The organism is Herbidospora daliensis, from assembly GCF_001570585.1.
Taxonomy (GTDB): domain Bacteria; phylum Actinomycetota; class Actinomycetes; order Streptosporangiales; family Streptosporangiaceae; genus Herbidospora; species Herbidospora daliensis.
The window spans coordinates 1-21,291 of sequence record NZ_BBXF01000006.1; the positions used below are offsets into that span (position 1 = coordinate 1).

A 21,291-nucleotide genomic window follows, 5' to 3' on the forward strand; every position below is an offset into this window, starting at 1 on the left:
TGCTGGTTGGCGGTGTCGAGGTCGCCTCGGGTGGTGAGCAGGTCGCCGATCATGTTGTGGGAGACGCTGAGGTCGCGTTGGGCCTGGGCGTTGCTGGGGTCGGCGGCGGCGAGTTTCTCAATGGCGATGATCATGGTGTTGAGATGTGACGCTGCGGTTGTCAGATCGCCTGTGAGGATGTGGGCCTGCGCTTCTCGCTCGAGGAGGAGTACGTGGTCACGCGTGATTTCGGTGAAGGTACTCGTAATCTCGCCAAGGAACGATGCGACTGACAGTTCGCCGGATTGGCCTGCCAGCATGTCCGCCACGGCAAGGGCGAAGCCCGCCAGTTCGTCGATCTGATCTGTCGCTTCCAGGTGATGCGCGATCTCGAGCAGATCCGCATATCCGCCCCGCCCGTGTGAGAACCGGTTGAAGCGCATCGCCAACGCGCGTCGATGACTGGCGGCCTCATCGGCTCGGTGCGCTACGAGGGCCGTGGCCGTCCACGTGTGGGTGACCACTTCGCCATCGGCGGTCGACATCAGCAGAGTCAGGTCGAGGAGTCGCTTCACCGCTGCGGCGACCACGGTGATGGCCCCTGCGGGATGCGTCTCGCCGTGCACCGCCCAGACGACGTCCTCAACGCTCATGGGGGCGCGGGATATCGCGCACTGCAGCAGGACGGTCCTCTCTTCTGTGCTGAGCAGGCCCAACAACTGCTCCAGCAGGATGTCTCTCGTCCCGAGCAGCACCGCCTCGTCGACCGCCGTGTCCAGTGTCGGCTTCGTGGTCAGGGTGATGTGGTGGTCTCTCGCCAGCTTGCGCAGCTTGGTGGTGACCTCTTTGAGTTGGCCCCGGCCGTTGTTGAGCAGGGCGTTGACGAACTCCAGCAAGCGTGGGTGTCCGCCGATGGTGACCATCAAGGTCCGGCGGTCCTCGGGTGACAGGTCCCGCAGGGCGGGCAGTCGCAGCAGCATCCGGCGGAGTTCGGCGCGGCTGAGGGGTGGGATCGCCACGTCGACGAGGAAGTCGTCGTCCGGCAGCGGATAGCGGCAGGTCACCAGAAGGCGGCCACGGTGCGCCTGCCGGCAGAACTGGGCGAACGTCTCGGCGAATCCCTCGTCGGTGAACTTGCTGCCGTCAGCATTGAGGTTCTGTTCGAAGTCGTCGAAGACGATCAGTAGTCGGGCCTGGTGGAGAAGCCGGCCGATCACGCCGATCTTGGTCGTGTCATCCGTCGCGGGGTCCATTAGGTGCCGCTGAACCTCGGGCCGGCCCTCGAAGGCGACGGCCACACTCTCGATCAGGCCGAGGGGGTTCCACAGTCCCTCGTGGACGACGGTGGTCCAGCCGTCGTCGCCGAGCCTGCTCATCGCGCGTCCGGCCACGGCGGTCTTACCGATGCCGCCGATCCCCGTCAGGACGACACCCGAGATGTCGCCGAGCTCTCGCACGCTCGGGTTGCCGCGCAGGACGTTCATAACGGTCCGGAGTTCGGGTCGGCGCCCTATCAGTGAACCGATCGGGAGGGCGCGCACGCTGCCGCCCGCGGGCGGGTGGTTCGCGCGGGACAGAGGTCGCGCCGGGCCGGAGGTCGTCCGCAGTGGCGGGTCGTCCTGGGCGCAGAGCAGGGTGGCGATCCCGTATTCGGGGCGGCCCTTGTCCGTGGTGGCGCGGCGGCGGCGGCTTTCCAGTTCGCTTCGGGCGACGGCCAGCGCATACGCAGGGGTGGTTTCGGGCTTGGCGGCCAGGGCGTTGTAGAAACGCCGCGCCAGGTCGGTGGCGTACACGTCGGAGACGGACGCCTGCATGGCCAGCACCCGATCGGCTCCTTGGCGGATGAGGCCAGCGGCCAGCCCTTCGGCCCCGCCGGGTGCGGGGGCGGCGCCGGCGCAGGCGGACACCACGATCAGGGGGAGCGGGCAGGTTCCGGCGCGGAGGACCTCGACGAGGCCGTCGGTGTCGACGGGTTCGGGGCTGCCGTCCTCGTCGGACAGTTCCACTCCGAGGGGGTTGCCGTGGGCCGACAGGTGCAGGATGTGGTACTGATCTTGCTGGAGGGCGCGGATGATCTCGGCGGAGCTCGGCACCTCCAGGATCCTGACCTGGACCTGTTCCATCTCCTGCACGTCGGCGACCGCGTCGAGGACCGCCTGCATCTCGGCCTCGACGTCGAGGGGGACGTTCCGGGTCGTGTTCTCGTCCGGGGCCGAAACGGCGACGAGGATCTTCAGCGGGCCGGAGAGTGGCGCCACCGCCGGGTGGCCGACGCCGGCGATCCGACGGCGCATCTGGACGCCGGGCATCGTGACCAGCGGGGTGCCGTTGAGGGTGATCAGCTCGTAGGGCAGGGTGCTCGATCCGGCATCGACGTCGCAGACGATTTCCACGACCGTGCCCAGCGCGGAGCCGGTCAGCAGGGTCGTGAGGTGGTCGACCGTCTCGTCGGACAGCAGCGTCCGCGCGAGCGCGCCGCCCGTCTGGAGCAGCCGCTGTTCGGCTTCGCCGCCCCTCAGCCCGAGGGCGTGCCACGCGTCGTCGACGCCGTAGGGGCGCCGGCTCTCGACCGTGCCGAGGACGGTCCCGGAGACGGTCGTCTCGCAGGTCAGCGTCGTGCCCTCCGAGCGCACCCGGAGGACCACCTCGTGCCGGAGCGGGATGGCGGGCAGGGGGCGCGGCAGGAGGCCGGGGGCGGTCAGCAGAGGCGGGTCGTAGGGGTTCAGGGGTCGGCCGAGCAGGTAGCGCAGGAGCCCTTCCGCTCCTGGAACCGTGAAGTCGGTGATCGTGTAGTAGGTGCGAGATTCGGCTGTGAGGAATCCGGGGATGTCGTCGATCCGCCCGCCCGGGAGGACCACCGACAGGAACTTCTTCCCGGCGTCGTCGGCCTGCCGGTTGAACTGGTGCTTGACCTCCCGGGCCTCCCAGCGCACCCCGCGCCGTTCGGTCGGCGGCGCATTCCCATCGGCGGCCCGGCGGTATTCGGCGGAGGCGATGACCAGCACGAAATCCGCATCGCGGATCTGCGCGCTCATCCAGTCGGGCCAGAACTGCGGTTCTCTCGCCGCCGACTCGTCGAGCCTCGCGTCGACCCCGTTCGCGCGCAGGAACGCCCACAGAGTCCGCACCTGTTCTGCGTGGGCGGCGTCGTCATGGGCGTAGGAAATGAACACGCGCGGGTTGGTCACCACAACTCCATTCGGCCCTTGGGTTGCTCACTTTAGGTGAGGAGAAGGCCTCATTGTGCAGTGTGCCGCGAAGTGTGAAACGTCGAGATAAATGCCAGATTTACGGTCGTTCCTAGACGGGGAATTCGGCCGCCATTCGCACCGCCTCGCCGAGTGGCGGCACATTCCATTCCGCGCGTTCCTCATCGGTCGTGCCGGGTTCCACGTCCCACAACCGGAACCCGTCGCCGTCCTCCACGTACTGGGTGCCGTAGTGCTGCGGCAGGCCCTGGTGCATCAGCCACCGGTCCATCGCCGCCGCCGCCAGCCACTTGGCCGGCCCGTAGCCCGCCAGCGCGCTCAGCCGGGCCAGCACGTGGGCCAGGTGGAAGTGCTCGACCAGATGGGAGTGCTGCAGGACCATCGCCGCGTTGTAGTAGTCGCGCGGCGACCGCACGTGCCCGCTCCCCAGCAGCCGCATCACCTTGGCGCGGCGGGCCTGGTCGCGTTCGAACGCGCCGTCGGCCGGCACGTCGCCGGTCCGGTCGGCCTGGTCGTCGGCGAACAGGCCGATGAGCACCGGGTTGTCGGGGGAATGGGCGTCGGGTGCGGGGAGCCGGTCAAGGACCAACGGCAGGTTGAACCGTTCTCCGATCAACCGCAGGCTCGGCATGCCCCCAGTGTGAACGGCCGCTTAGGTGGCGTCGAGGGTGTCAGTCGTCGTACTCGCGGGTGAACTTGACGATGCGGCCGTTCGAGATCGCGACGTACACGTCGTACTCCCAGTTGCCCTTCTCCAGTTCGATCTTCCAGGTGCGGTGGCCGTGCTCGTACTCGCGCTCGACGTCGCTCACGTAGGCGCCGGGCACCTTCTTCTTCGCGATCTTCACCGCCTGGGCCTTCGTGACGGAGGCGGTGGTGGCGGCGACGGCCGGGGTGGCGGCGGCGGTCAGGCCGAGCACGGCGACCGCGGCGGCGAGTGCGTATCGGATTCTCATGCCCTCAGACTCGCCGGATCGCCGATAGCGGCACGCTAAGACGTCACTAACGTCAGCACCACCCGCGCGCCGCCGCGCGGGGATCTCTCCAGGCGCGTCTCCGGTACGGTCCGGCGCACGATGTCCAGGCCCAGCCCGGTCGACCCGGCTCCGCTGTGGCCGCGTTCCAGGGCGGCGGGGCCGAAGCCGGGGCCGTCGTCCTCCACGACCAGTTCGCGGGGCGTCAGGCGTACCGAGAAGGAGACCCCTTCGTCGGTGTGGGCGAACACGTTCTCGAAGAGGGCGTCGAGGGCGGCGGCGAGGTCGGGGGCGGAGACGGGCACCTCGACGGGGTGCGGCGGGACGGTCACGGAGAAGGCGCGTTCCTGCTCCTCGGCCAGCACCGACCAGAACTCGGCCCGCTCGCGCACCACGACCGCCGCGTCGCACGAGCCCTTCTCCCGGGTGCGGCGGCGGGCGTCGAGGATCACCGAGGTGACGGCCTTCTCCAGCGCGTCGACGCGGGCGGCGATGCGGTCGGCCTCCGCCGGGTCGCGCAGCGACTCGGCCTCCAGGCGCAGCCCGGTCAGCGGGGTCCTGAGCCGGTGCGAGAGGTCGGCGACGGTCTCACGCTCCTCGGCCAGCAGTTCGCCGATGCGCCCGGCGAGGTGGTTGAGCGCCAGCCCGGCCGACCGCACCTCCGGCGGCCCGCCCGGCACCGCGCGGGCCTCCAGGTCGCCGCCGGCCAGCCGGTGGGACACCCGGGCCAGCGCGGTCGTCGGGCGGGTGATCGCGAGGGCCAGCCGGTCGGCCAGGGCCACGCCGAGCCCGATCAGCACCACCCCGAGCAGCAGCAGCCCGAGCCACGTCTCGCCGACGCCGCGCGACAGGTCGCCGGAGGTCAGCGTCACCTGGACGACGCTCGTCCCGTTCGGCCCCTGCACCGCGACCAGGACCTCGCGTCCGCCCGACGGGGAGACGGCGGTGAAGCTGCGCCCGCGCCGGGCCAGCTCGACCGCCTCGGAGACCGGCCGCGTGCCGGGCGCGAAGACCGTGACGTCGTGGCCGCCCGCCGCCTCGGCGCGGCTGACGGCCAGCGCCAGGGTCGCCTCGTCGACGGTCCCGATCACCGCCCCGACCGACTGCGCCTCGGCCGTGGCCTGCGTGATCGCGTTGTTCTCGGCGGTCGCCCGCACCAGCAGGGCCAGCGGCACCAGCATCGCCACCAGCACGAGCGAGGTGGTCGCGGCCACCAGCAGCGCGAGGCGGCTCCTCACGGCGACACCAGTTTGACCCCGACGCCGCGCAGGGTGTGCAGGTAACGCGGTTCCTGGGCGGTCTCGCCCAGCTTGCGCCGCAACCACGACAGGTGCACGTCGACGGTCTTGTCGGTGCCGCCGTAGGGCAGCTGCCACACCTCGATGAGCAGCTCGCGTTTGGTCACCACCTGCCCGGCCCGCGAGGCCAGGTAGAGCAGCAGGTCGAACTCGCGCGGCGTCAGGTCGAGCCGCCGCCCGTCGAGCAGCGCCTCCCGGCCGCGCGGGTCGACCCGCAGGCCGCCGACCGTCACGGTCGGGTCGCCCGCCGGGGAACCGGTCCGCCGCAGCACCGCCCGCACCCGCGCGTCGAGCTGGGCCGCCGTGAACGGCTTGACCAGGTAGTCGTCGGCCCCGGCGTCCAGCACCCGGACCGACTCGGCGTCGCCGTCGCGGGCGGTCGCCACGATGACCGGCACCGCCGAGACCGCGCGCAGCATGCGCAGCAGCTCGGCGCCGTCGAGGTCGGGCAGGCCCAGGTCCAGGACGACCAGGTCGGGCCGGTCGTCGAGGGCCATCCGCAGCCCGTCGAGCGCGGAGGCCGCCGACGCGACGGCGTGTCCTCTGTCGCGCAGGGCGCGGACCAGCGCGGTCCGGATCGTCACGTCGTCTTCGATGAGCAGCAGGCTGGCCATGGTGCCCGACACGCTAGCCAATGTCCGGTTCGACGGCGAAGGGCCTTAGCGTCGTGTTAACCCGGCCTTAGCCCAGGGAGAGGGAGGGTGGGCGGCATGGATCGGCGTCTCGTCCTCGCGGTCGCGGGCTGGGTGGTCGCGGCGCTCGCGGCGACCGTCGCCGGGCTGGTCGTCATCGGCTCCTTCGGCGGCGCGTTCCGCGGGCCCGGCGACCAGGCGCTCTCGGCCGAGGCGGTGCGCCGCGAACTCGCGCTGCCCGCCCCCTCCGCCGCCCCGCGCCCCTCCGGCCCGTCACCCGCCGCGACGGCGAGCCGGGTCGTGTCGACCGAAGGGGGCACGGTCGTCGTGTCCTGTACGGCCGGCCGCGCGCACCTCACCTCCTGGACCCCCGCCCAGGGCTGGCAGACCGACGACGTCGAGCCCGGCCCGGCCGCCCAGGCCAAGGTCAAGTTCGAACGGGGCGAGGCCGAGGTCGAGGTGGAGACCCACTGCGAGGGCGACGTGCCGCGGACCGTCGTCGGGACCGACTAGAGCAGCCCCTCGACCAGCGCCTCGACCACCTCGTCGGTGGAGGTCTCCGGATCGATCGGCACGGTCAGCCGGTCGAGCAGCAGCCCGTCGACGGCGTAGTGGAACAGCGCGATCTCGGCGGCCCCGCCGGGCAGCCCGGCCGCCTTGTTGTACGCCACGTCGGCCCGGAAGCCCTCCAGCAGCACGCCCCGCATGAGGTCGGCGACCTCGGGCCGCCGGGCCGCCTCCAGCCGCAGCTCGAACCAGGCCAGCGTGACCTCGGGATGGGCGCTCAACCGGCGCACGATGTCACGCACGTGGCGGGCGAACGAGGCCCGGTCGGGCGGGTGGGAGGCCAGCTCGGCCAGCACCTCGGGAGCGGGTGCGAACCGTTCGCCGATGCGGGCGACCAGCCCTTCGAGCAGGTCGGCCCGGGAGCGGAAGTAGTTGGACGCCGTGCCGGTCGGGGCGCCGCACTCGGCGTCGACCGCCCGGTGGGTGAGCCCCCGCGAGCCCTCCCGGGCCAGCACCCTGATGCCGGCGTCGGCCAGCTCTGCCCGTCGTCCCGCGTTCCGCGCCATGACGACGAGGGTAGCGCAACCACGACGGCTGTAGTAGTTTCGAGCCAATCACTACACCTGCTGTGGTTGGAGCACTGATGCGAGAACTCACCTATTACGTCGCCGTCTCGCTCGACGGCCGGATCTCCGGCCCCGCCGACGACTTCTCGGCGTTCCCGGTCGAGGGCGACCACATCGAGATGATCAAGCGCGACTACCGCGACACCATCGCCGGCGTCGGGCTGCGCATGCTCGGCCTCACCGCCGACGGGTCGCGCTTCGACACCACCCTGATGGGCTGGAACACCTACGCCGCGGGCTTCGCCCACACCCGCGACCCCTACCCGCACACCCGCCAGTACGTCTTCTCCCGCACCCGCGGCCCCGCCGACGTGCCCGACGGCATCACCCTCACCGGAGAGGACCCGGTCGAGGTCGTGCGGCGGCTCAAGAAGGAGGAGGGCACCGGCATCTGGCTCTGCGGCGGCGGCCTGCTCGCCGGGGCCCTCGCCGACGAGATCGACCGGCTGGTGCTGAAGGTCAACCCGGTCGTGCTGCACGACGGGGTGCCGCTGTTCGCCGGCCCCTACACCCCGCGCCCGTTCCGGCTGGAGCGCAGCACGCCCTACGACTCAGGCGTGGTGGTCAACGAGTACGTCTACGGCTGAGGCTTGCAGATGTTCTGCGTCGCCGTGCGGGCCGCCGGGGTCGGCGCCTTCGACGGGGTCGGCGCGGCCGTCGGCACGGTCACCTTCTCGACCTCGTTGTTCTCGGTGCCGATGATGACCTCGATGCCCTCGACGTCGACCTGGCGCATCTCCGCGCCGGGCAGCGCGGCGGCGACCGTGCGGGCGGAGTCTTCGCGCCCGGCGGCGTAGCGGATCACCGTGTTCTTGTAGTCGCGGCGGCCGGTGTCGCCCGCCTGCTCGGGCACCAGGAAACCCGCGCCGAGCAGGGCGTCGCGGGTGCGGCCGCCCAGGCCCGTGACGAGGGTGCCGTTGAGGACCGTCAACCGGATGCGGTTCGGCGGCACCGACAGCGGGGCCGACCGGCTCAGCTCCGGGGTCTTGGACGCCGTGGCCGACGGGGTCGCCGACGGCGACGGCTTGACCGGCTTGGCGAGGTCTTCGTCGTTGTCGATGCGGCGGAACATCTCGGCGGCGGCCGTCTTGTCCCACAACACCGCCGACTCGCCGGTCGGGGTCGTGTAGTTGACGTCGGCGATCGGCACGGTCGCGAACGACACGTCGTCGGTCGACACGTCTTTCAGCTGGGTGGCCAGGTCGAGCATGTTGCCCGACAACTCGTCGTCGACCGTGAGGGTGCGCAGCGTCGAGTTGACCAGGGCGCCCAGCTTGGCCGGGTTGGTGAGCGTGCCGCCGCTCAGCGCCTGCTGGAGCATCGCCGAGATGACCTGCTGCTGGCGGTCGATGCGGTCGAGGTCGGAGCGCGCGGTGGCCCGGGTGCGGGCGTAGGCGAGGGCGTTGACGCCGTCGAGGTTGTGGGTGCCGGCCGTCAGGACGAGCTTGGTCTTGTCGTCGTTGATCGGCACCGGCGTGCAGACCGTGATGCCGCCGAGCGAGTCGACCACGTCGATGAAGCCCATCACGTTGACCTCGACGTAGTGGTTGATGCGCATGCCGGTGGCCTGCTGCACCGCCCGCACGGCGAGCTTGGCGCCGCCGAACTGGTAGGCACTGTTGATCTTGTGGCTGCCCTGGCCGGGGATCTCGGTCCACGTGTCACGCGGGAGCGAGACCACCGTCACCTTCTTGTGGTCCTCCGACACGTGCACGACCATCATCGTGTCGGTGCGCTGGCCGACCTCGCGGCCCAGGTGGAGCTGGTTCTGCTGGCGGCGCGACAGGTCGTCGCGCTTGTCGACGCCGACCAGGAGGATGTTCATCGCCCCCCGGGTGGCCGAACCGGCGGTGCCGGCGTCGACCGAGGTGATGCGGCCGGAGACGTAGGTGGGCAGCGCCCACGCGAAGCCCGAGCCGACGAGCACCAGGCTCGACAGGGTGCCGGTCACGACGATGGAGCGCATGCTCGCCCGGCGGTGCCGGCGGCCCTTGCGGGGAGCTGCTACCCGGACCCCTCCGTAGGCGTCGCCGCCCACGTGAACACCCGAGTCCTCCACGCGCTCCCCCTTCGAGGTTGCCGTCCACGCCCCCTCGTACAGTAGCGTGAGCGCAGCCATGAACCCCTTCCTCGACGCGCCCCCCGCGGTCTCCGTCATCATGCCGGTGCTCAACGAAGAGCGGCATCTACGCGAAGCGGTCCAGCAGGTCCTCGACCAGGACTATGCGGGCCCGATCGACGTCGTCCTGGCGGTCGGCCCCTCCCGCGACCGCACGCAGGAGGTCGCCGACTCGATCGCCGCGGCCGACTCCCGGGTGACCCTGGTGCCCAATCCCACGGGCCGCACCCCCAACGCGCTCAACGCCGCGATCAACGCCTCCAAGGGCGAGGTGGTGGCCCGGGTCGACGGCCACGCCATGCTGCCGCGCGACTACGTGCGCACCGCCGTGGAAACCCTTCAGGCCACCGGCGCCGACAACGTCGGCGGCATCATGGCCGCCGAGGGCGTCAGCCCGTTCGAGAAGGCGGTCGCGCGGGCGATGACGTCCAAGATCGGGGTCGGCAACGCCGCCTTCCACGTCGGCGGCGAGGGCGGCCCGGCCGACACCGTCTATCTGGGCGTGTTCCGGCGCACCGCGCTGGAGCGGGTCGGCGGCTACGACGAGCACTTCCAGCGCGCCCAAGACTGGGAGATGAACCACCGCATCCGCGCGACCGGCGGCCTGGTGTGGTTCCAGCCGAAGATGCGGGTCTCCTACCGGCCGCGCGCCACCGTCGGAGCCCTGGCCAGCCAGTACTTCCACTACGGCCGCTGGCGGCGGGTGGTGGCCCGCACCCACCAGGGCACCATCAACCTCCGCTACCTGGCCCCGCCGATCGCGGTCTCGCTGATCGTGCTGGGCCTGGTCGCCGGGTTCTTCTGGCCGCCGGCGTTCGTCGTGCCCGTCGGCTACCTGCTGGCCATCGTCGCCGGTTCGGTGCTGACCGGCCGCGACCTCGAACCGGCCGCCCTGCTGCGCCTCCCGGTCGTCTACGCCGCCATGCACCTGTCATGGGGGACCGGCTTCATCACCAGCCCGAAGCGGCTGCGCAAGAAGCAGGAGACGGTCGGGCTACAGGACCTGTTTCATTAGCCCCTGCCGGTAGGCCTCCTCGACGGCGTCGGCGAACCGGGCCATCGGCTCGCCGTCGCCGAGCAGATACCCGCGCAGGGCGCGGCGGGCGTCGGCGAGTTCGTCCTCGCCCGGGTCCTTCGACAGCTGGGCCAGGATCTCGGGCAGCTCCCGCAGGTCCTCCGACAGCAGGTAGGCCGCCTGGGCCGACGGATAGCGGGTGACGAACTCGGCCCGTTCCTTGTCGGCCACGTTGGTGACGACGTAGGGCTTGCCCGAGGCCATGAAGTCGGCGACCACACTCGAGATGTCGCTGATCAGCAGGTCGGCGTCGTTGAAGCAGTCGTACAGGCTCGGCTTGGGGCCCAGCACCACCGTGCCGGCGTCGGGGTGTTCGCGGCGCAGCCGGGCCATGATCGCGCCGTGGGCGCGGCGGACCGTCATCGACCGGTGGCCGGTCAGCGGGTGGGGCTTGTAGACGACCCTGACCCCTTCGGCCAGCAGCGCGTCGACCAGGTGCGGGCCCATCGCCGCCACCGAACTGTGGAACAGGTCGTCGGTCCAGCCCTCCCAGGTGGGCGCGTAGAGCACCGACCGCGTCTGCGGACCTTTCTCCTGCATATGAGGCAGATTCCCGGCGCGAGCCACGGCCGGTCTTCGACCGTCCGCGACTCGCTTGATTCCGGCCAACTGTGGCCGGCCCACCTCGACGATCGCCTCGTCGCGCACCCCGACCCCGGCCCGCCGGTAGCGGTCGCGACCGGCCGGCCCGGCCACCCACACCTGGTCGTAGACCTTCGTGTACGGGTTGAACGACGCCTCCTTGTCGCTGTCGCCGTGGCCGACGAACACGCTCACCACGCCCGGCACCCGCAACATGTGGATGTTGTTGCCGACGTTGGCGGCGAACAGCGCCACCCGGGCGCTGTCGAGCCCGCGGAAGTTCATCATGTCGACCGCCGAGGGGATGCACAGCACCGGCAGCGACGTCGGGGCCAGCGCGGTGAACAGCGGCCGTTCGCGCAGCACCACGATGGCCCGCCGGGGCAGCGCCTCCAGCACGGGCAACCACATCGACGCCTGGTAGACCGCGTTGGCCGCGCCGGAGAAGTAGAGGATGACCTCGGGATCGTAGGCCCTGACCTGGTCGTCGACCAGCTGCACGACCCGCCGCCGGTCGGCCACCGGCGCGGCGCGGCGCAGTTCCAGCCCGAGCACCGCCGTCACCACGGCCATGGCGGCCAGCGTCGCCGTCACCCCGGCCCCGGCGAGCCAGGTGTCGCCCGAGAGACCGGCCACCGCCGCGAGCACGACGGGCGGCACGTCGAAGTAGAGCAGCCGGGTCCCGCGCTGGCCGAGCAGCCGGCCGGGCGGCGCCTTCGGCAGCGTGACCTGGAGGTTGCGCGACTCGACCGGCCGCAGGTGGTGCCACCGGTGCAGGAACAGCGCCAGCCCGGTCTGGGTGGCCCGCATCGCGTGGAAGATGAACAGCCCGCCCGCCACCAGCTCGAACGGCAGGCCCAGCCGGGCCAGCAGCAGCACCGCCGCCATCTCGCGGGCCAGGAACCGGACCGTCACCCCCAGGTGGACCCGGCTCAGCTGGTCGGCCGCCGCCTTCGGCAGCACGAGCTCGGCGGCGTAGGACACGAGCACGGCGGCGGCGAACACCCACGGCGACGGCGCCAGCGCCGCCGCCACCAGCACCGGGTAGGAACCCAGCACTACGCCCGTGACCAGGACTTTCTTCCCCATAGTGGGGGGTTACCCAGTCAGCCGCACATCGATCACCTGTCCGGTCAAAGGGGACACCAGCACATCGATGCTGGTCTCGGCCACCGCGTAGGGGGACAACAGGGAGGTCGGCGGCTCGTCGCCGAACGCGCGCTGCCGCATCGGAGTCGCGGTGCGTTCGGGGTTGACGCAGTTGACCCTGATCCCGTGGGGCGCCCACTCGTCGGCGAGCGCCTGGGTGAGGTTGACGACGGCGGCCTTGGCCGAGGAGTAGAGGCTGTAGTCGGCCCGGCCGCGCGTATAGGAAGAGGAGGTGTAGAGCAGCAGGTGGCCGCGTGTCTCGGCGAGGTGGCGGAACGCCGCCCTGGCCACGTTGACCGGGCCCAGGTAGTTGACGCCCACCGTCTCCTCGACGGTCGCCGGGTCGGTGTCGGCCAGCTTGCCCATGTGGAGCACGGCCGCGGTGTTGACCACGAAGTCGATGCGCCCGGCGGCGGCCCGCACGCCTCGCAGGGCCTCCTCGACCGCGGCCGGGTCTTGCACCGCGACCCCGCCGGCGCTGCGGGAGAAGACGTGGACGTCGGCCCCGTGCTTGCGGGCCAGGTCGACGACGTCGGCGCCGATGCCGTAGGAGCCGCCGAAGACGACCATCACCTTCCCGGTGAGGTCGAGGCCGGGCTGCGGGTCGGGCGGGGTGGCGGCGGCGAGCTGGAACAGCTTGTCGGCGATGTAGACGTCGACCGGGTGGGTCACCTTCATGTTGTGCTCGCTGCCGGGCACGATCGCGATCGGCACGTCGGGGCGGTAGCGCAGCATGACGCCGCAGTCGTCGGTGGCCGGCCGCTTGTCGAAGTCGGGGTCGGCCAGGGCGCGCCTATAGGCGTCGCGGATCACCGACAGCCGGAAACACTGCGGGGTCTGCCCCCGCCGCAGCCCCGACCGGTCGGGAATGTCGCGGATGATCTCACCCGACGGCCCCGGGACCGCCACCACCACGGTGTCGCTCGACGGGATCGCGACGTCGACCGCCTGGAACTCCTGCAACTTCTCGACGCACTCGGCGATGATGCGGGGCTCGATCAGCGGCCGCACGGCGTCGTGCAGCAGGACGTCACATTCCTCGTCTCCCAGGGCGGATAGGGCCAGCCAGGTCGACTCGGTCCGGCTCGTTCCGCCGTCGATCACCTTGCTGACCTTCGTGAAACCGTTACGCTCCACGAGCGCCCGCACCTCGTCGCCGAACCCCGGGGTCATCAGCACGACGACCTCGTCGACGTCGGGGTGGCCGTCGAAGACGGCGAGGGTGTGCTCCAGGATGGTCCGGCCCGCGATCTTGAGGAGCTGCTTCGGCGTGCCCAGCCCGACCCGCTGCCCGACGCCTCCGGCCAGCACGACGCCGACCGTGCGCAACCGTGATTCGATCATCTTGATCCTCCCCGCCCGCACGATACTTCTTGGGGCAGATTCAGAACGCGAGCCACGACCGGCCGCCGGCCGTCCGCGGCTCGCTTCCGTGACGGTGATTGCCCATTAGTGATCACTCGGTTACTTTTCGGGTTACGGCGGGCGTCGAGTGAAGTGGGGTCTGACATGCAGGTTCAGCCCGACACGGTCACGCAGACCGTGGCGGTCGTGCTCGCCAACACCCCTGCGGCCCGGCTGGCCTGCGACGGGGGCACCGTGCTCGGACGGCTCACCGAACAGCTCACCTCGATCCCGGTCGCGGTCAGAGTGGTCGGCCGCGCGGGCGGCGACCTCGCCGACGACCTCAGGGAGATCGCCGTCGTGGCCCGGTCAGGCTCCGCGCCGCTGGCCATCATCTCAGGTGACGTGGTCGCCCACACCGAGGCCATCGCCAACCTCCTGGAGCACCCGGCCCGGAGCACCGGCGCGCTGGTCGCCGAGGGCGAGCCCGGCCCCGGCGCGAGCCCGGTCAGGGTCGAGCACGACCGCGTCGCGGCGGCCGGCAACTCCTTCCACCAGCTCGTCGGCCCCAACGCCACCTTCCGCGGCGTGCTCCAGGTGGGCGCGGCCGACCTGCCGCGGCTGGCCGCCGTCGCGGCCGAGCTGAGCGACCTGGCCAAGGAGGACCTGCTCGGCGAGGCCCGCGACGACGAGGCCGCCGACCTGCTGCTGGCCGGGCTGGTGCGCTCCGGCGTGCCGGTCGCGGCGGTCCCGCTCGGGGTGCTGCACGCCGAACGGGTGACCGGGCAGGAGGCCGCCGACGCGGCGTTCGGCCGCCTCGGCGCGGTCGACGAGGAACGCGCCCGGCTCGACGCCGCGGTCAAACAGGACGACGGCTTCTTCGCCACCTACGCCGTCAGCACCTGGTCGCGCCACCTGGTGAAGGCGGCGGCCTGGTTGCGGCTGACGCCCAACGGGGTGACCGGCATCTCCGTCGGCCTGGCGGCGATGGCGGCGATCTGGTTCTCCACCGGCACCCGGCCCGCCCAGCTCGCCGGGGCGGTCGCGCTCTACCTGTCGTTCGTGCTCGACTGCGTCGACGGGCAGCTGGCCCGCTACACGCGCCGGTTCAGCCCGATCGGGGCGTGGCTCGACGCGACGTTCGACCGGGTCAAGGAGTACGTCGTCTACGTCGGCCTGGCCATCGGCTACGCCGGCGGGATGGTCGGCGGCAACACCGGGCCCGGGAACATCTGGGCGCTGGCGGTCGCCGCGATGGTGCTCCAGGCGATCCGGCACATGATCGACTTCTCGTACGCCGGAGCCGTCGCCGACGCCGCGAAGGTCGGCTCGGCGTGGGGGAACGCGCGCCGGTCGCTGGCCGTGGCGGCCGACGGGGCCCGGCTGGTGCAGCTGGCCGGAAGGCTGGAGAAGGGCACCGCGACCCGCTGGGCCAAGAAGATCATCGTGCTGCCGATCGGCGAGCGCATGGCGCTCATCGCCGTCACGGCGGCGTTCTTCAACGCCCGCGTCACCTTCCTCGCCCTGCTGCTCTGGGGCGGCGTCGCCACCCTCTACACGCTCACCGGACGGATCGCGAGGTCGCTCTGATGACGACGACTCACCTGTCTCCGGTGCCCGCCGGCCACGTGGTCGCCTACCGCGACGACGGCCCGCTGTCGGGCGCGATGGGCACCATGGTCTCCGGCCAGATCCCGCCGCTGCCGCCGGCCCTGGCGGGCCTGTTCGTGACCGGGGTGCTGCTGACGCTCGGGGTGGCCGGCGCCGACGGCCTGGCCGTGTTCGCACCGGCGGTCGCGCTGCTGCTGGCCGGGCCGGGCTCCTCCCACCGCCACGACGGCCGGCTCGACTGGCTGGTGCCGCCGATCCTGCGCATCACCGAATACGGCTTCGTGGCCTCGGTCGGGTTCGCCCACGGGGTACCCCCGGTGATCATCTTCCTGCTGCTCGGCGCTATCCTCTTCCACCATTACGACCTCGTCTACCGGGTCCGCCAGCACGTCTACCCGCCCGCCTGGCTCGCGGCGGCGGGGTTCGGCTGGGAGGGCCGGATGCTCGTGGTCGCCGCGGGCGCCTGGTTCGACGGGGTGACGGCGGTGTTCCTGCTCCTGGCCGTCTACCTGTGGGGCATGTTCGGCTGGGAGAGCGTGACGTGCTGGCTCGCGGCTCCGCGATCCGGTACGGAGGCCGCCAATCTCGGCATCAATGATTAATCTGAACAACAGCCCTCAATCGGATTACACGATCAGGTCCGGTTGGCAACTAACCTGTGGGGTTACACGCAGATCGACCCCAAGGAGCGCACGTTGCTGGGAATGGTGCTGGCCGCCGGAGCCGGCCGCCGTCTAAGGCCCTACACCGACACACTGCCCAAGGCGCTGGTGCCGGTCGACGGGGAGACGACGATCCTGGACATCGCCCTGGGCAACCTCGCCGCGGTGGACCTCCGCGAGGTCGTGGTGATCGTGGGATATCAGGCACAGGCCGTCGTCGACCGCAAGGCGGCGCTCGAAGACCGCCACGGCGTCAACCTGACGCTGGTCTTCAACGACAAGGCCGAGGAGTGGAACAACGCCTACTCCCTCTGGTGCGCCCGCGACTACTTCTCCCACGGCGTGCTGCTGGTCAACGGCGACACCGTCCACCCCGTCTCGGTCGAGCACACCCTGCTGAACGCTCCCGAGACCAGCGACGTGCTGCTCGCGGTCGACGACGTGAAGACGCTCGGCGACGAGGAGATGAAGGTCACCCTCGGCGGTGAGCAGCTCAAGCGCATCACCAAGCTGATGGAGCCCTCCGAGGCCTACGGCGAGTACATCGGCGCCACCCTCATCCGGCCGGGCGCGGCCGAGCGGCTGGCCGACGCGCTGCGCACCACCTTCGAGCGCGACCCGCAGCTCTACTACGAAGACGGCTACCAGGAGATGGTCGAGCGCGGGGAGTCCATCCACGTCGCCCCGATCGGAGACGTGCGGTGGGTGGAGGTCGACAACCACGACGACCTCGCCAAGGCCCGCGTCATCGCCGCGACCTACTGAGAGGGCGGGCACATGCCGATTCTGGCGAGGATGCTCCCCGCACCCATCACCATGGAGGTGCGCCGGGGCGCGATCGCGCAGCTCGGAACGCTGCTGGCCGACAGCCGGGTGGCGACCTCCGGGCGGGTGGCGGTGGCCGTGGGCGCGGGCCTGGGCGACCGCATCACCGAGGTCATCGCGCCCTCGCTGGGCGACGCCGAGGTCTTCCGGGTGCCCGACGGCTCGGTCGACGCCGCCATCACGCTGGGCGCCGACCTGCGCAAGGGCGCTTACGAGGCGCTGGTGGGCATCGGCGGCGGCAAGACCATCGACGCCACCAAGTACGCCGCCTCGCTGGCCGGCATCCCCATGGTCGCCGTGGCGACCAACCTGGCCCACGACGGCATCTGCTCGCCGACCGCCTCGCTCACCCACGAGAGCGGCAAGGGCTCGTTCGGCGTGCCGATGCCGGTGGCGATCATGGTCGACCTCGACTTCGTCCACGACGCACCCCAGGCGCTGGTGCGCTCGGGCGTCGGCGACGTGATCAGCAACCTGTCGGCGATCGAAGACTGGCAGCTCGGCAACGCCGAGCGCGGTGAGCCGATCGACGGGCTGGCCTGTTCGATGGCCCGTACGGCCGCCGAGGCCGTCATGGGGCGCAGCGACTCCGTCGAGTCCGACGCGTTCCTGACCGTCTTGGCGGAGGCTTTGATTCTTTCCGGCATGTCGATGGTCATCGCGGGGTCAAGCCGTCCGGCGAGTGGCGGAGATCATGAGATCCTGCATGCCGTGGATCAGCTCTTCCCCGGCACCTCCAACCACGGCGAGCTGGCCGGCATCGGCGCCGCGTTCTGTTTCCACCTGCGCGACGACCAGACCCGCCTGGGCCAGATCGTCGACTGCCTGCGCCGCCACGAACTGCCGGTCACCCACCTCGACGTGGGCCTGACCACCGAGCAGTTCGCCGAGGCGATCGCGCTCGCCCCGTCGACCCGTCCGGGTCGATACACCATCCTTGAGCATCTCCGCCTGACCGAGGGCGAGATCCGTGATCGAGTTGAGGGTTATGTCCACGCCGTCGGTCGCTGAGGTCCGCGCCAAGGCGCAGCCCGAGATGACCCTGGAGCGCCGCAACGGGGAACACTGGGCGGGCCTGCTCTACATGCGCAAGTTGTCGATCTACGTCACCTGGGCGCTGGCCCGCACCCCCATCACGCCCAACCAGGTCACCGGCCTGATGATCGTGACCGGGGTGGCGGCGGGCGCGGTGCTGGTGCTGCCGGGCCTGGCCGCGGCCGTGCTGGCGGCCCTGCTGGTGCAGGTCTACCTGCTGCTCGACTGCTCCGACGGCGAGCTGGCCCGGTGGACCGGGCGCACCTCGCTGACCGGGGTCTACCTCGACCGGGTGGGCCACTACTTCGCCGAGGCGGCCATCCTCATCGGGCTCGGCTTCCGGGCCTCCGAGGTCTGGCCCGACTGGTACACCGTGCTCGGCTTCGCCGCCGCGCTCGGCGCGATTCTGATCAAGTCGGAGACCGACCTGGTCGACGTCGCGCGGGCCCGGTCGGGGCTGGTCGCGGCGACCGAGTCGTCGGCGACCCAGTTCCAGTCGCGCAAGCTGGCCATGGCCCGCCGGGCGGCGGCCGCGCTGCGTTTCCACCGGGTGATCCAAGCGGTCGAGTTGTCACTTATCGTGGTGGTCGCGGCCGTTCTCGATTTCTGGTTCCCGGCGACGAGGATTCTCGTCGTGGCGTGCGCGGTCATCGCCGGGGTGCAACTTATTCTTCACCTGGTGAGCATTCTCGCCTCGCGGCGGCTCGCTTGATTTCTGCGGCGATCTCTCTTGCCCGGACACTTCGTGTTTGGTGGGTGTTCGCCGCTGGTTCCGATACGCTTAGTCCGGATTTGCCCGCCCAAATAGACTCGGTGATCATGAAATCGTGTGTCTCCCACCTCGTGCCGGGGCGATGACGCATGAAGATTTCCTGTGTCATCCTCACGATGGGTAATCGCATTCCGGAGCTCGACCGCGCGGTCGAATCGGCGTTGACGCAGGTCGACGGTGATATCGAAGTGGTGGTCGTGGGCAACGGGGTCGAAGTTCCGCCGCTTTCGGTGGAGCCGCAGGCCGGTTCCTCGGCCACCATCAAGACCGTCCGGTTGTCCCACAACGTCGGCATCCCCGAAGGGCGCAACCGGGGCGTGCAGGAGTGCTCCGGCGACGTCGTGCTCTTCCTCGACGACGACGGCTGGTACGCCAACGACAAGGTCGCCGCGCACATCCGCGAACGCTTCGCCGCCGAGCCCGACCTGGCCGTCATCTCCTTCCGGGTGATGGACCCCGACGCGGGCGTCGTGCAGCGCCGCCACGTGCCCCGCCTGCGGGCCGGCGACCCCGAGCGCAGCTCACCCGTCACGACCTTCCTCGGCGGCGCGTGCGCCATCAGGCGGTCGGCCTTCCTCCAGGTCGGCGGCCTGCCGGAGAAGTTCTTCTACGCCCACGAGGAGACCGACCTGGCCTGGCGGCTGCTCGGCGAGGGCTACCGGATCGAGTACGACGCCGAGACGGTCATGTTCCACCCGCTCGTGCTGCCCACCCGCCACGCCGACTTCTACCGGCTCAACGCGCGCAACCGCGTGTGGCTGGCCCGGCGCAACCTGCCGTGGCCGCTGGTGCTGCTCTACCTGGGCAACTGGATGTTGCTGACGCTCATCCGCGACCGTTCGCCGTTCGCGCTGCGCGCCTGGTTCCGCGGCTTCGCCGAAGGCTGGCGCGAGCCGGCGGGCGAACGCCGCCCGATGGCGTGGCGGACGGCCTGGCACATGCTCAAGCTCGGCCGCCCGCCCATCGTCTAGAAGGCCTCGCCGAAGCTCATCGACACGTGCGCGGCCGTCATCGTGGTCAGCGCCCGCTTCGGCAGCCCGAGCTCGCTGAGCTCCTTGGCGATCGGATGGTTGCCCAGCCGGATCAGCGCGCCGCCCGGCCGGGCCCTGACCCCGGCCGCCCGCACGCTCCAGCCGGTTCGCCGGGTCGCGCCGTCGCGGTGCGCGAACGCCTCCAGCGCCGGCAGCCCCGCGTTCGGCAGCGGCACGCCGGGCCGGATCAGCAGGTCGAGCACCAGCCGCCCGTCCTTGCGCAGCACACAGCGCTTGTAGGGGGTCTTCTGCCGGACGTCGATGTCGGCCAGTTCCTTCGGGAAGCCCCAGATCTCCCGGCCGGCCTCCATTGTGAACGTCTGGTCGACCGGCAGCCAGTGGACGAACGCCGCCGACCCGCTCGCCCGCACGTCGAGCACCCCCGCGCGCGCCGACCGGCGCGGCGGCGGCCCCGCCTCGGGTGGACGCACCCAGAAGACGACCCCGAACTCGTGGTAGGCCCCCAGGTCGGAGTCCTTGTAGTCGGCGAAGACGAGCGTGCACAGCGCCTTCCCCGGGAGGATCTCGGTCACGTCGAGCCCCGAGTAGGCGATCACCGCACGGGCCGCGTCGGCCCGCACGAGATAGGTCGCCGCGCCCGCCGTCGCGTCCCTGACCTCCACCGGAAGGTCCACCCGGCGGCCCTGGATGAGATGGCTAGCCATGACCCCAGTACATCAACGCGGGGGCGCAACCGTACAGTCTCAGACCGCCACGGCGCGCTGCCCGCCGCGGACGGGCACCCGGCCCCGGGCCGAGGCCCAGGTCTCCAGCAGGGACACGAACTCCGGCGCCCGGTCGGGCCAGTGGTAGGCGGCGCGCGCCTCGGCGTGGCCCTCGGCGGCGGCCTTGGCGCGGCGGGCGGGGTCGTCGCGCAATTCCAGCACGGCCCGGTAGGCGGCGGCCACGTCGCCGAACGGCACGACTGTGCCGCTGCCCTTCATCGCGTCCACGGCCTTGGGCAGCGGCGTCGTGATGACGGGCACGCCCTGCGCCATGTACTCGATCACCTTGGTCGGCGTCGACTCGCGGTAGTTCGGCACGTCGTGCAGCAGCGACAGGCCCGCCAGGGCGCCCTGGGCCATGCGCAGGGCGTGCCGGTTGGGAACGTAGCCGAACCAGTCGAGCAGGCCGGTGCGCTGCGCGTCGCGGAGCATCGGGCGCACGTCGGCGTCGGCCGGGCCGATCAGGTCGAGCCTGATGCCGTGGGGGCGCAGCAGCTTCGCCAGCTCCACCATCTCGGTGGCGCCGCGCGCCTGGGAGATGTGGCCGACGTACACGACCCGGGACTCGCCCGGCGGGGGCGGCGCGGTCTCGGACACGTAGGTGTGGTTGGGCACCACCGGGTGGTCGGCGGCGAACCGGGACCGGTAGGACTCCTCGGCCAGGATCAGGTGCAGGCGGCGCTCCGCGCGCGCCTCCAGGTTGCGCAGCAGCGGCGGCAGCGTGCTGCGCGCGAAGTCGGGCAGGTACGGCTTCGCGTCGAGCGCGGCCACCGTGTCCTCGTGCACGTCCCACACCGTCGCCGGACGCCGCCTCGGCAGCGCCAGCAGCAGTTCGATGTCGTGCACCAGCAGAAGGTCGGCGTCGGCGCAGCCCCGCTTCAGCGCGCTCCGCGCGGCGCGCAGCGCCTTGGCCCGGTGCAGCCCGACGGCCCGGGGCACGTCGATGGCCCGGATCTCCGGCTGCGGCGTCACGTTGCAGTGCGTGAACGGCGCCACGTAGGTGACCTCGTGACCCGCGTCCAGCAGCGCCCGGATCTGCCGGTGCATGATCCGGGCGTCCTCCGGGTGGTGGACGACCGTGCCGACACATACCTTCATGCAGCGAGGCTGACCGGCAGGTCCGACATGCCCGGATG

The 21,291-nt window shown here is 71.2% G+C and carries 20 protein-coding genes; 9 read left to right on the forward strand and 11 right to left on the reverse strand.

Translation table 11 applies throughout. The annotated features are described in order from the left end of the window. The 5 genes from AW274_RS28265 to AW274_RS28285 all read right to left on the reverse strand — a co-directional run. On the reverse strand, positions 1-3,167 hold a 3,167-nt coding region (locus tag AW274_RS28265), incomplete at its 3' end, for a CHAT domain-containing protein (RefSeq protein ID WP_198169468.1). Positions 3,168-3,279: 112 nt separating this feature from the next. Further along, positions 3,280-3,819 (reverse strand): hypothetical protein, encoded by a 540-nt coding sequence (locus AW274_RS28270; RefSeq protein WP_062438090.1) that lies wholly within the window; start codon positions 3,817-3,819, stop codon positions 3,280-3,282. A 40-nt stretch (positions 3,820-3,859) separates the two neighbouring features. Next, positions 3,860-4,144 (reverse strand): PepSY domain-containing protein, encoded by a 285-nt coding sequence (locus tag AW274_RS28275; RefSeq protein WP_062438092.1) that lies wholly within the window; start codon positions 4,142-4,144, stop codon positions 3,860-3,862. 35 nt (positions 4,145-4,179) lie between these two features. Then, on the reverse strand, positions 4,180-5,400 hold the full coding sequence (locus AW274_RS28280; protein WP_062438095.1) for a sensor histidine kinase: 1,221 nt from the start codon (positions 5,398-5,400) through the stop codon (positions 4,180-4,182). Then, complete coding sequence (locus tag AW274_RS28285; protein ID WP_062439418.1) at positions 5,397-6,074, reverse strand: response regulator transcription factor; 678 nt, start codon at positions 6,072-6,074, stop codon at positions 5,397-5,399. The genes AW274_RS28280 and AW274_RS28285 overlap by 4 nt, the downstream gene beginning before the upstream one ends. A 96-nt stretch (positions 6,075-6,170) precedes the next feature. On the opposite strand from AW274_RS28285, the gene AW274_RS28290 reads away from it, so the two are divergent. Beyond that, on the forward strand, positions 6,171-6,605 hold the full coding sequence (locus AW274_RS28290; RefSeq protein ID WP_062438097.1) for a hypothetical protein: 435 nt from the start codon (positions 6,171-6,173) through the stop codon (positions 6,603-6,605). Here the strand turns inward: AW274_RS28290 and AW274_RS28295 are convergent. After that, on the reverse strand, positions 6,602-7,165 hold the full coding sequence (locus AW274_RS28295) for a TetR/AcrR family transcriptional regulator (RefSeq protein WP_062438099.1): 564 nt from the start codon (positions 7,163-7,165) through the stop codon (positions 6,602-6,604). The two genes, AW274_RS28290 and AW274_RS28295, sit on opposite strands and share 4 nt — an antisense overlap. Before the next feature lie 77 nt (positions 7,166-7,242). On the opposite strand from AW274_RS28295, the gene AW274_RS28300 reads away from it, so the two are divergent. Further along, a complete protein-coding gene (locus AW274_RS28300) occupies positions 7,243-7,812 on the forward strand; it encodes a dihydrofolate reductase family protein (RefSeq protein ID WP_062438101.1) in 570 nt (189 codons plus the stop codon). Here the strand turns inward: AW274_RS28300 and AW274_RS28305 are convergent. Continuing rightward, positions 7,803-9,344, reverse strand: a complete 1,542-nt coding sequence (locus AW274_RS28305; protein WP_062439421.1) for an LCP family protein — start codon at positions 9,342-9,344, stop codon at positions 7,803-7,805. The genes AW274_RS28300 and AW274_RS28305 overlap by 10 nt on opposite strands. Between AW274_RS28305 and AW274_RS28310 the strand changes: the two genes are divergently transcribed. Next, positions 9,343-10,359, forward strand: coding sequence for a glycosyltransferase family 2 protein (locus AW274_RS28310; RefSeq protein ID WP_062438102.1), 1,017 nt, complete (start codon positions 9,343-9,345; stop codon positions 10,357-10,359). The two genes, AW274_RS28305 and AW274_RS28310, sit on opposite strands and share 2 nt — an antisense overlap. Here the strand turns inward: AW274_RS28310 and AW274_RS28315 are convergent. Beyond that, positions 10,339-12,090: a CDP-glycerol glycerophosphotransferase family protein gene (locus tag AW274_RS28315; protein WP_062438104.1), complete on the reverse strand. Its 1,752-nt coding sequence runs from the start codon at positions 12,088-12,090 to the stop codon at positions 10,339-10,341. The two genes, AW274_RS28310 and AW274_RS28315, sit on opposite strands and share 21 nt — an antisense overlap. Before the next feature lie 9 nt (positions 12,091-12,099). Continuing rightward, positions 12,100-13,494, reverse strand: a complete 1,395-nt coding sequence (locus AW274_RS28320) for a bifunctional cytidylyltransferase/SDR family oxidoreductase (protein WP_062438107.1) — start codon at positions 13,492-13,494, stop codon at positions 12,100-12,102. Between the two features lie 165 nt (positions 13,495-13,659). On the opposite strand from AW274_RS28320, the gene AW274_RS42730 reads away from it, so the two are divergent. The 6 genes from AW274_RS42730 to AW274_RS28350 all read left to right on the forward strand — a co-directional run bounded on the left by AW274_RS42730 (position 13,660) and on the right by AW274_RS28350 (position 19,370). Then, positions 13,660-15,084, forward strand: a complete 1,425-nt coding sequence (locus tag AW274_RS42730; protein ID WP_062438110.1) for a CDP-alcohol phosphatidyltransferase family protein — start codon at positions 13,660-13,662, stop codon at positions 15,082-15,084. Then, positions 15,084-15,707, forward strand: coding sequence for a DUF5941 domain-containing protein (locus AW274_RS42735; RefSeq protein WP_062438113.1), 624 nt, complete (start codon positions 15,084-15,086; stop codon positions 15,705-15,707). Before AW274_RS42730 ends, AW274_RS42735 begins: the two co-directional genes overlap by 1 nt. Before the next feature lie 93 nt (positions 15,708-15,800). Further along, entirely contained in the window at positions 15,801-16,532 is a 732-nt protein-coding gene (locus tag AW274_RS28335) for a phosphocholine cytidylyltransferase family protein (RefSeq protein WP_062438116.1), read from the forward strand. A gap of 30 nt (positions 16,533-16,562) precedes the next feature. Continuing rightward, on the forward strand, positions 16,563-17,603 hold the full coding sequence (locus AW274_RS28340) for an iron-containing alcohol dehydrogenase family protein (protein WP_062439425.1): 1,041 nt from the start codon (positions 16,563-16,565) through the stop codon (positions 17,601-17,603). Continuing rightward, positions 17,581-18,339 carry a CDP-alcohol phosphatidyltransferase family protein gene (locus tag AW274_RS28345; RefSeq protein WP_062438118.1) on the forward strand — a complete coding sequence of 253 codons (759 nt, stop codon included), beginning with the start codon at positions 17,581-17,583 and terminating at the stop codon, positions 18,337-18,339. Before AW274_RS28340 ends, AW274_RS28345 begins: the two co-directional genes overlap by 23 nt. A 149-nt stretch (positions 18,340-18,488) precedes the next feature. Next, entirely contained in the window at positions 18,489-19,370 is an 882-nt protein-coding gene (locus AW274_RS28350) for a glycosyltransferase family 2 protein (protein ID WP_062438120.1), read from the forward strand. On the opposite strand, the gene AW274_RS28355 is transcribed toward AW274_RS28350, so the two are convergent. Then, complete coding sequence (locus AW274_RS28355; protein WP_062438121.1) at positions 19,367-20,095, reverse strand: acetoacetate decarboxylase family protein; 729 nt, start codon at positions 20,093-20,095, stop codon at positions 19,367-19,369. The genes AW274_RS28350 and AW274_RS28355 overlap by 4 nt on opposite strands. 39 nt (positions 20,096-20,134) lie before the next feature. Continuing rightward, positions 20,135-21,253, reverse strand: a complete 1,119-nt coding sequence (locus AW274_RS28360) for a glycosyltransferase family 4 protein (protein WP_062438123.1) — start codon at positions 21,251-21,253, stop codon at positions 20,135-20,137. Positions 21,254-21,291: the final 38 nt, after the last annotated feature.

Bases quoted from the DNA above. Each gene is read 5' to 3' on its own strand.
- AW274_RS28270 (WP_062438090.1), bottom strand. From the start codon at position 3,819: ATGCCGAGCCTGCGGTTGATCGGAGAACGGTTCAACCTGCCGTTGGTC.
- AW274_RS28275 (WP_062438092.1), bottom strand. From the start codon at position 4,144: ATGAGAATCCGATACGCACTCGCCGCCGCGGTCGCCGTGCTCGGCCTG.
- AW274_RS28285 (WP_062439418.1), bottom strand. From the start codon at position 6,074: ATGGCCAGCCTGCTGCTCATCGAAGACGACGTGACGATCCGGACCGCG.
- AW274_RS28290 (WP_062438097.1), top strand. From the start codon at position 6,171: ATGGATCGGCGTCTCGTCCTCGCGGTCGCGGGCTGGGTGGTCGCGGCG.
- AW274_RS28295 (WP_062438099.1), bottom strand. From the start codon at position 7,165: ATGGCGCGGAACGCGGGACGACGGGCAGAGCTGGCCGACGCCGGCATC.
- AW274_RS28300 (WP_062438101.1), top strand. From the start codon at position 7,243: ATGCGAGAACTCACCTATTACGTCGCCGTCTCGCTCGACGGCCGGATC.
- AW274_RS28310 (WP_062438102.1), top strand. From the start codon at position 9,343: ATGAACCCCTTCCTCGACGCGCCCCCCGCGGTCTCCGTCATCATGCCG.
- AW274_RS28305 (WP_062439421.1), bottom strand. From the start codon at position 9,344: ATGGCTGCGCTCACGCTACTGTACGAGGGGGCGTGGACGGCAACCTCG.
- AW274_RS28315 (WP_062438104.1), bottom strand. From the start codon at position 12,090: ATGGGGAAGAAAGTCCTGGTCACGGGCGTAGTGCTGGGTTCCTACCCG.
- AW274_RS28320 (WP_062438107.1), bottom strand. From the start codon at position 13,494: ATGATCGAATCACGGTTGCGCACGGTCGGCGTCGTGCTGGCCGGAGGC.
- AW274_RS42730 (WP_062438110.1), top strand. From the start codon at position 13,660: ATGCAGGTTCAGCCCGACACGGTCACGCAGACCGTGGCGGTCGTGCTC.
- AW274_RS42735 (WP_062438113.1), top strand. From the start codon at position 15,084: ATGACGACGACTCACCTGTCTCCGGTGCCCGCCGGCCACGTGGTCGCC.
- AW274_RS28340 (WP_062439425.1), top strand. From the start codon at position 16,563: ATGCTCCCCGCACCCATCACCATGGAGGTGCGCCGGGGCGCGATCGCG.
- AW274_RS28345 (WP_062438118.1), top strand. From the start codon at position 17,581: ATGTCCACGCCGTCGGTCGCTGAGGTCCGCGCCAAGGCGCAGCCCGAG.
- AW274_RS28350 (WP_062438120.1), top strand. From the start codon at position 18,489: ATGAAGATTTCCTGTGTCATCCTCACGATGGGTAATCGCATTCCGGAG.
- AW274_RS28355 (WP_062438121.1), bottom strand. From the start codon at position 20,095: ATGGCTAGCCATCTCATCCAGGGCCGCCGGGTGGACCTTCCGGTGGAG.
- AW274_RS28360 (WP_062438123.1), bottom strand. From the start codon at position 21,253: ATGAAGGTATGTGTCGGCACGGTCGTCCACCACCCGGAGGACGCCCGG.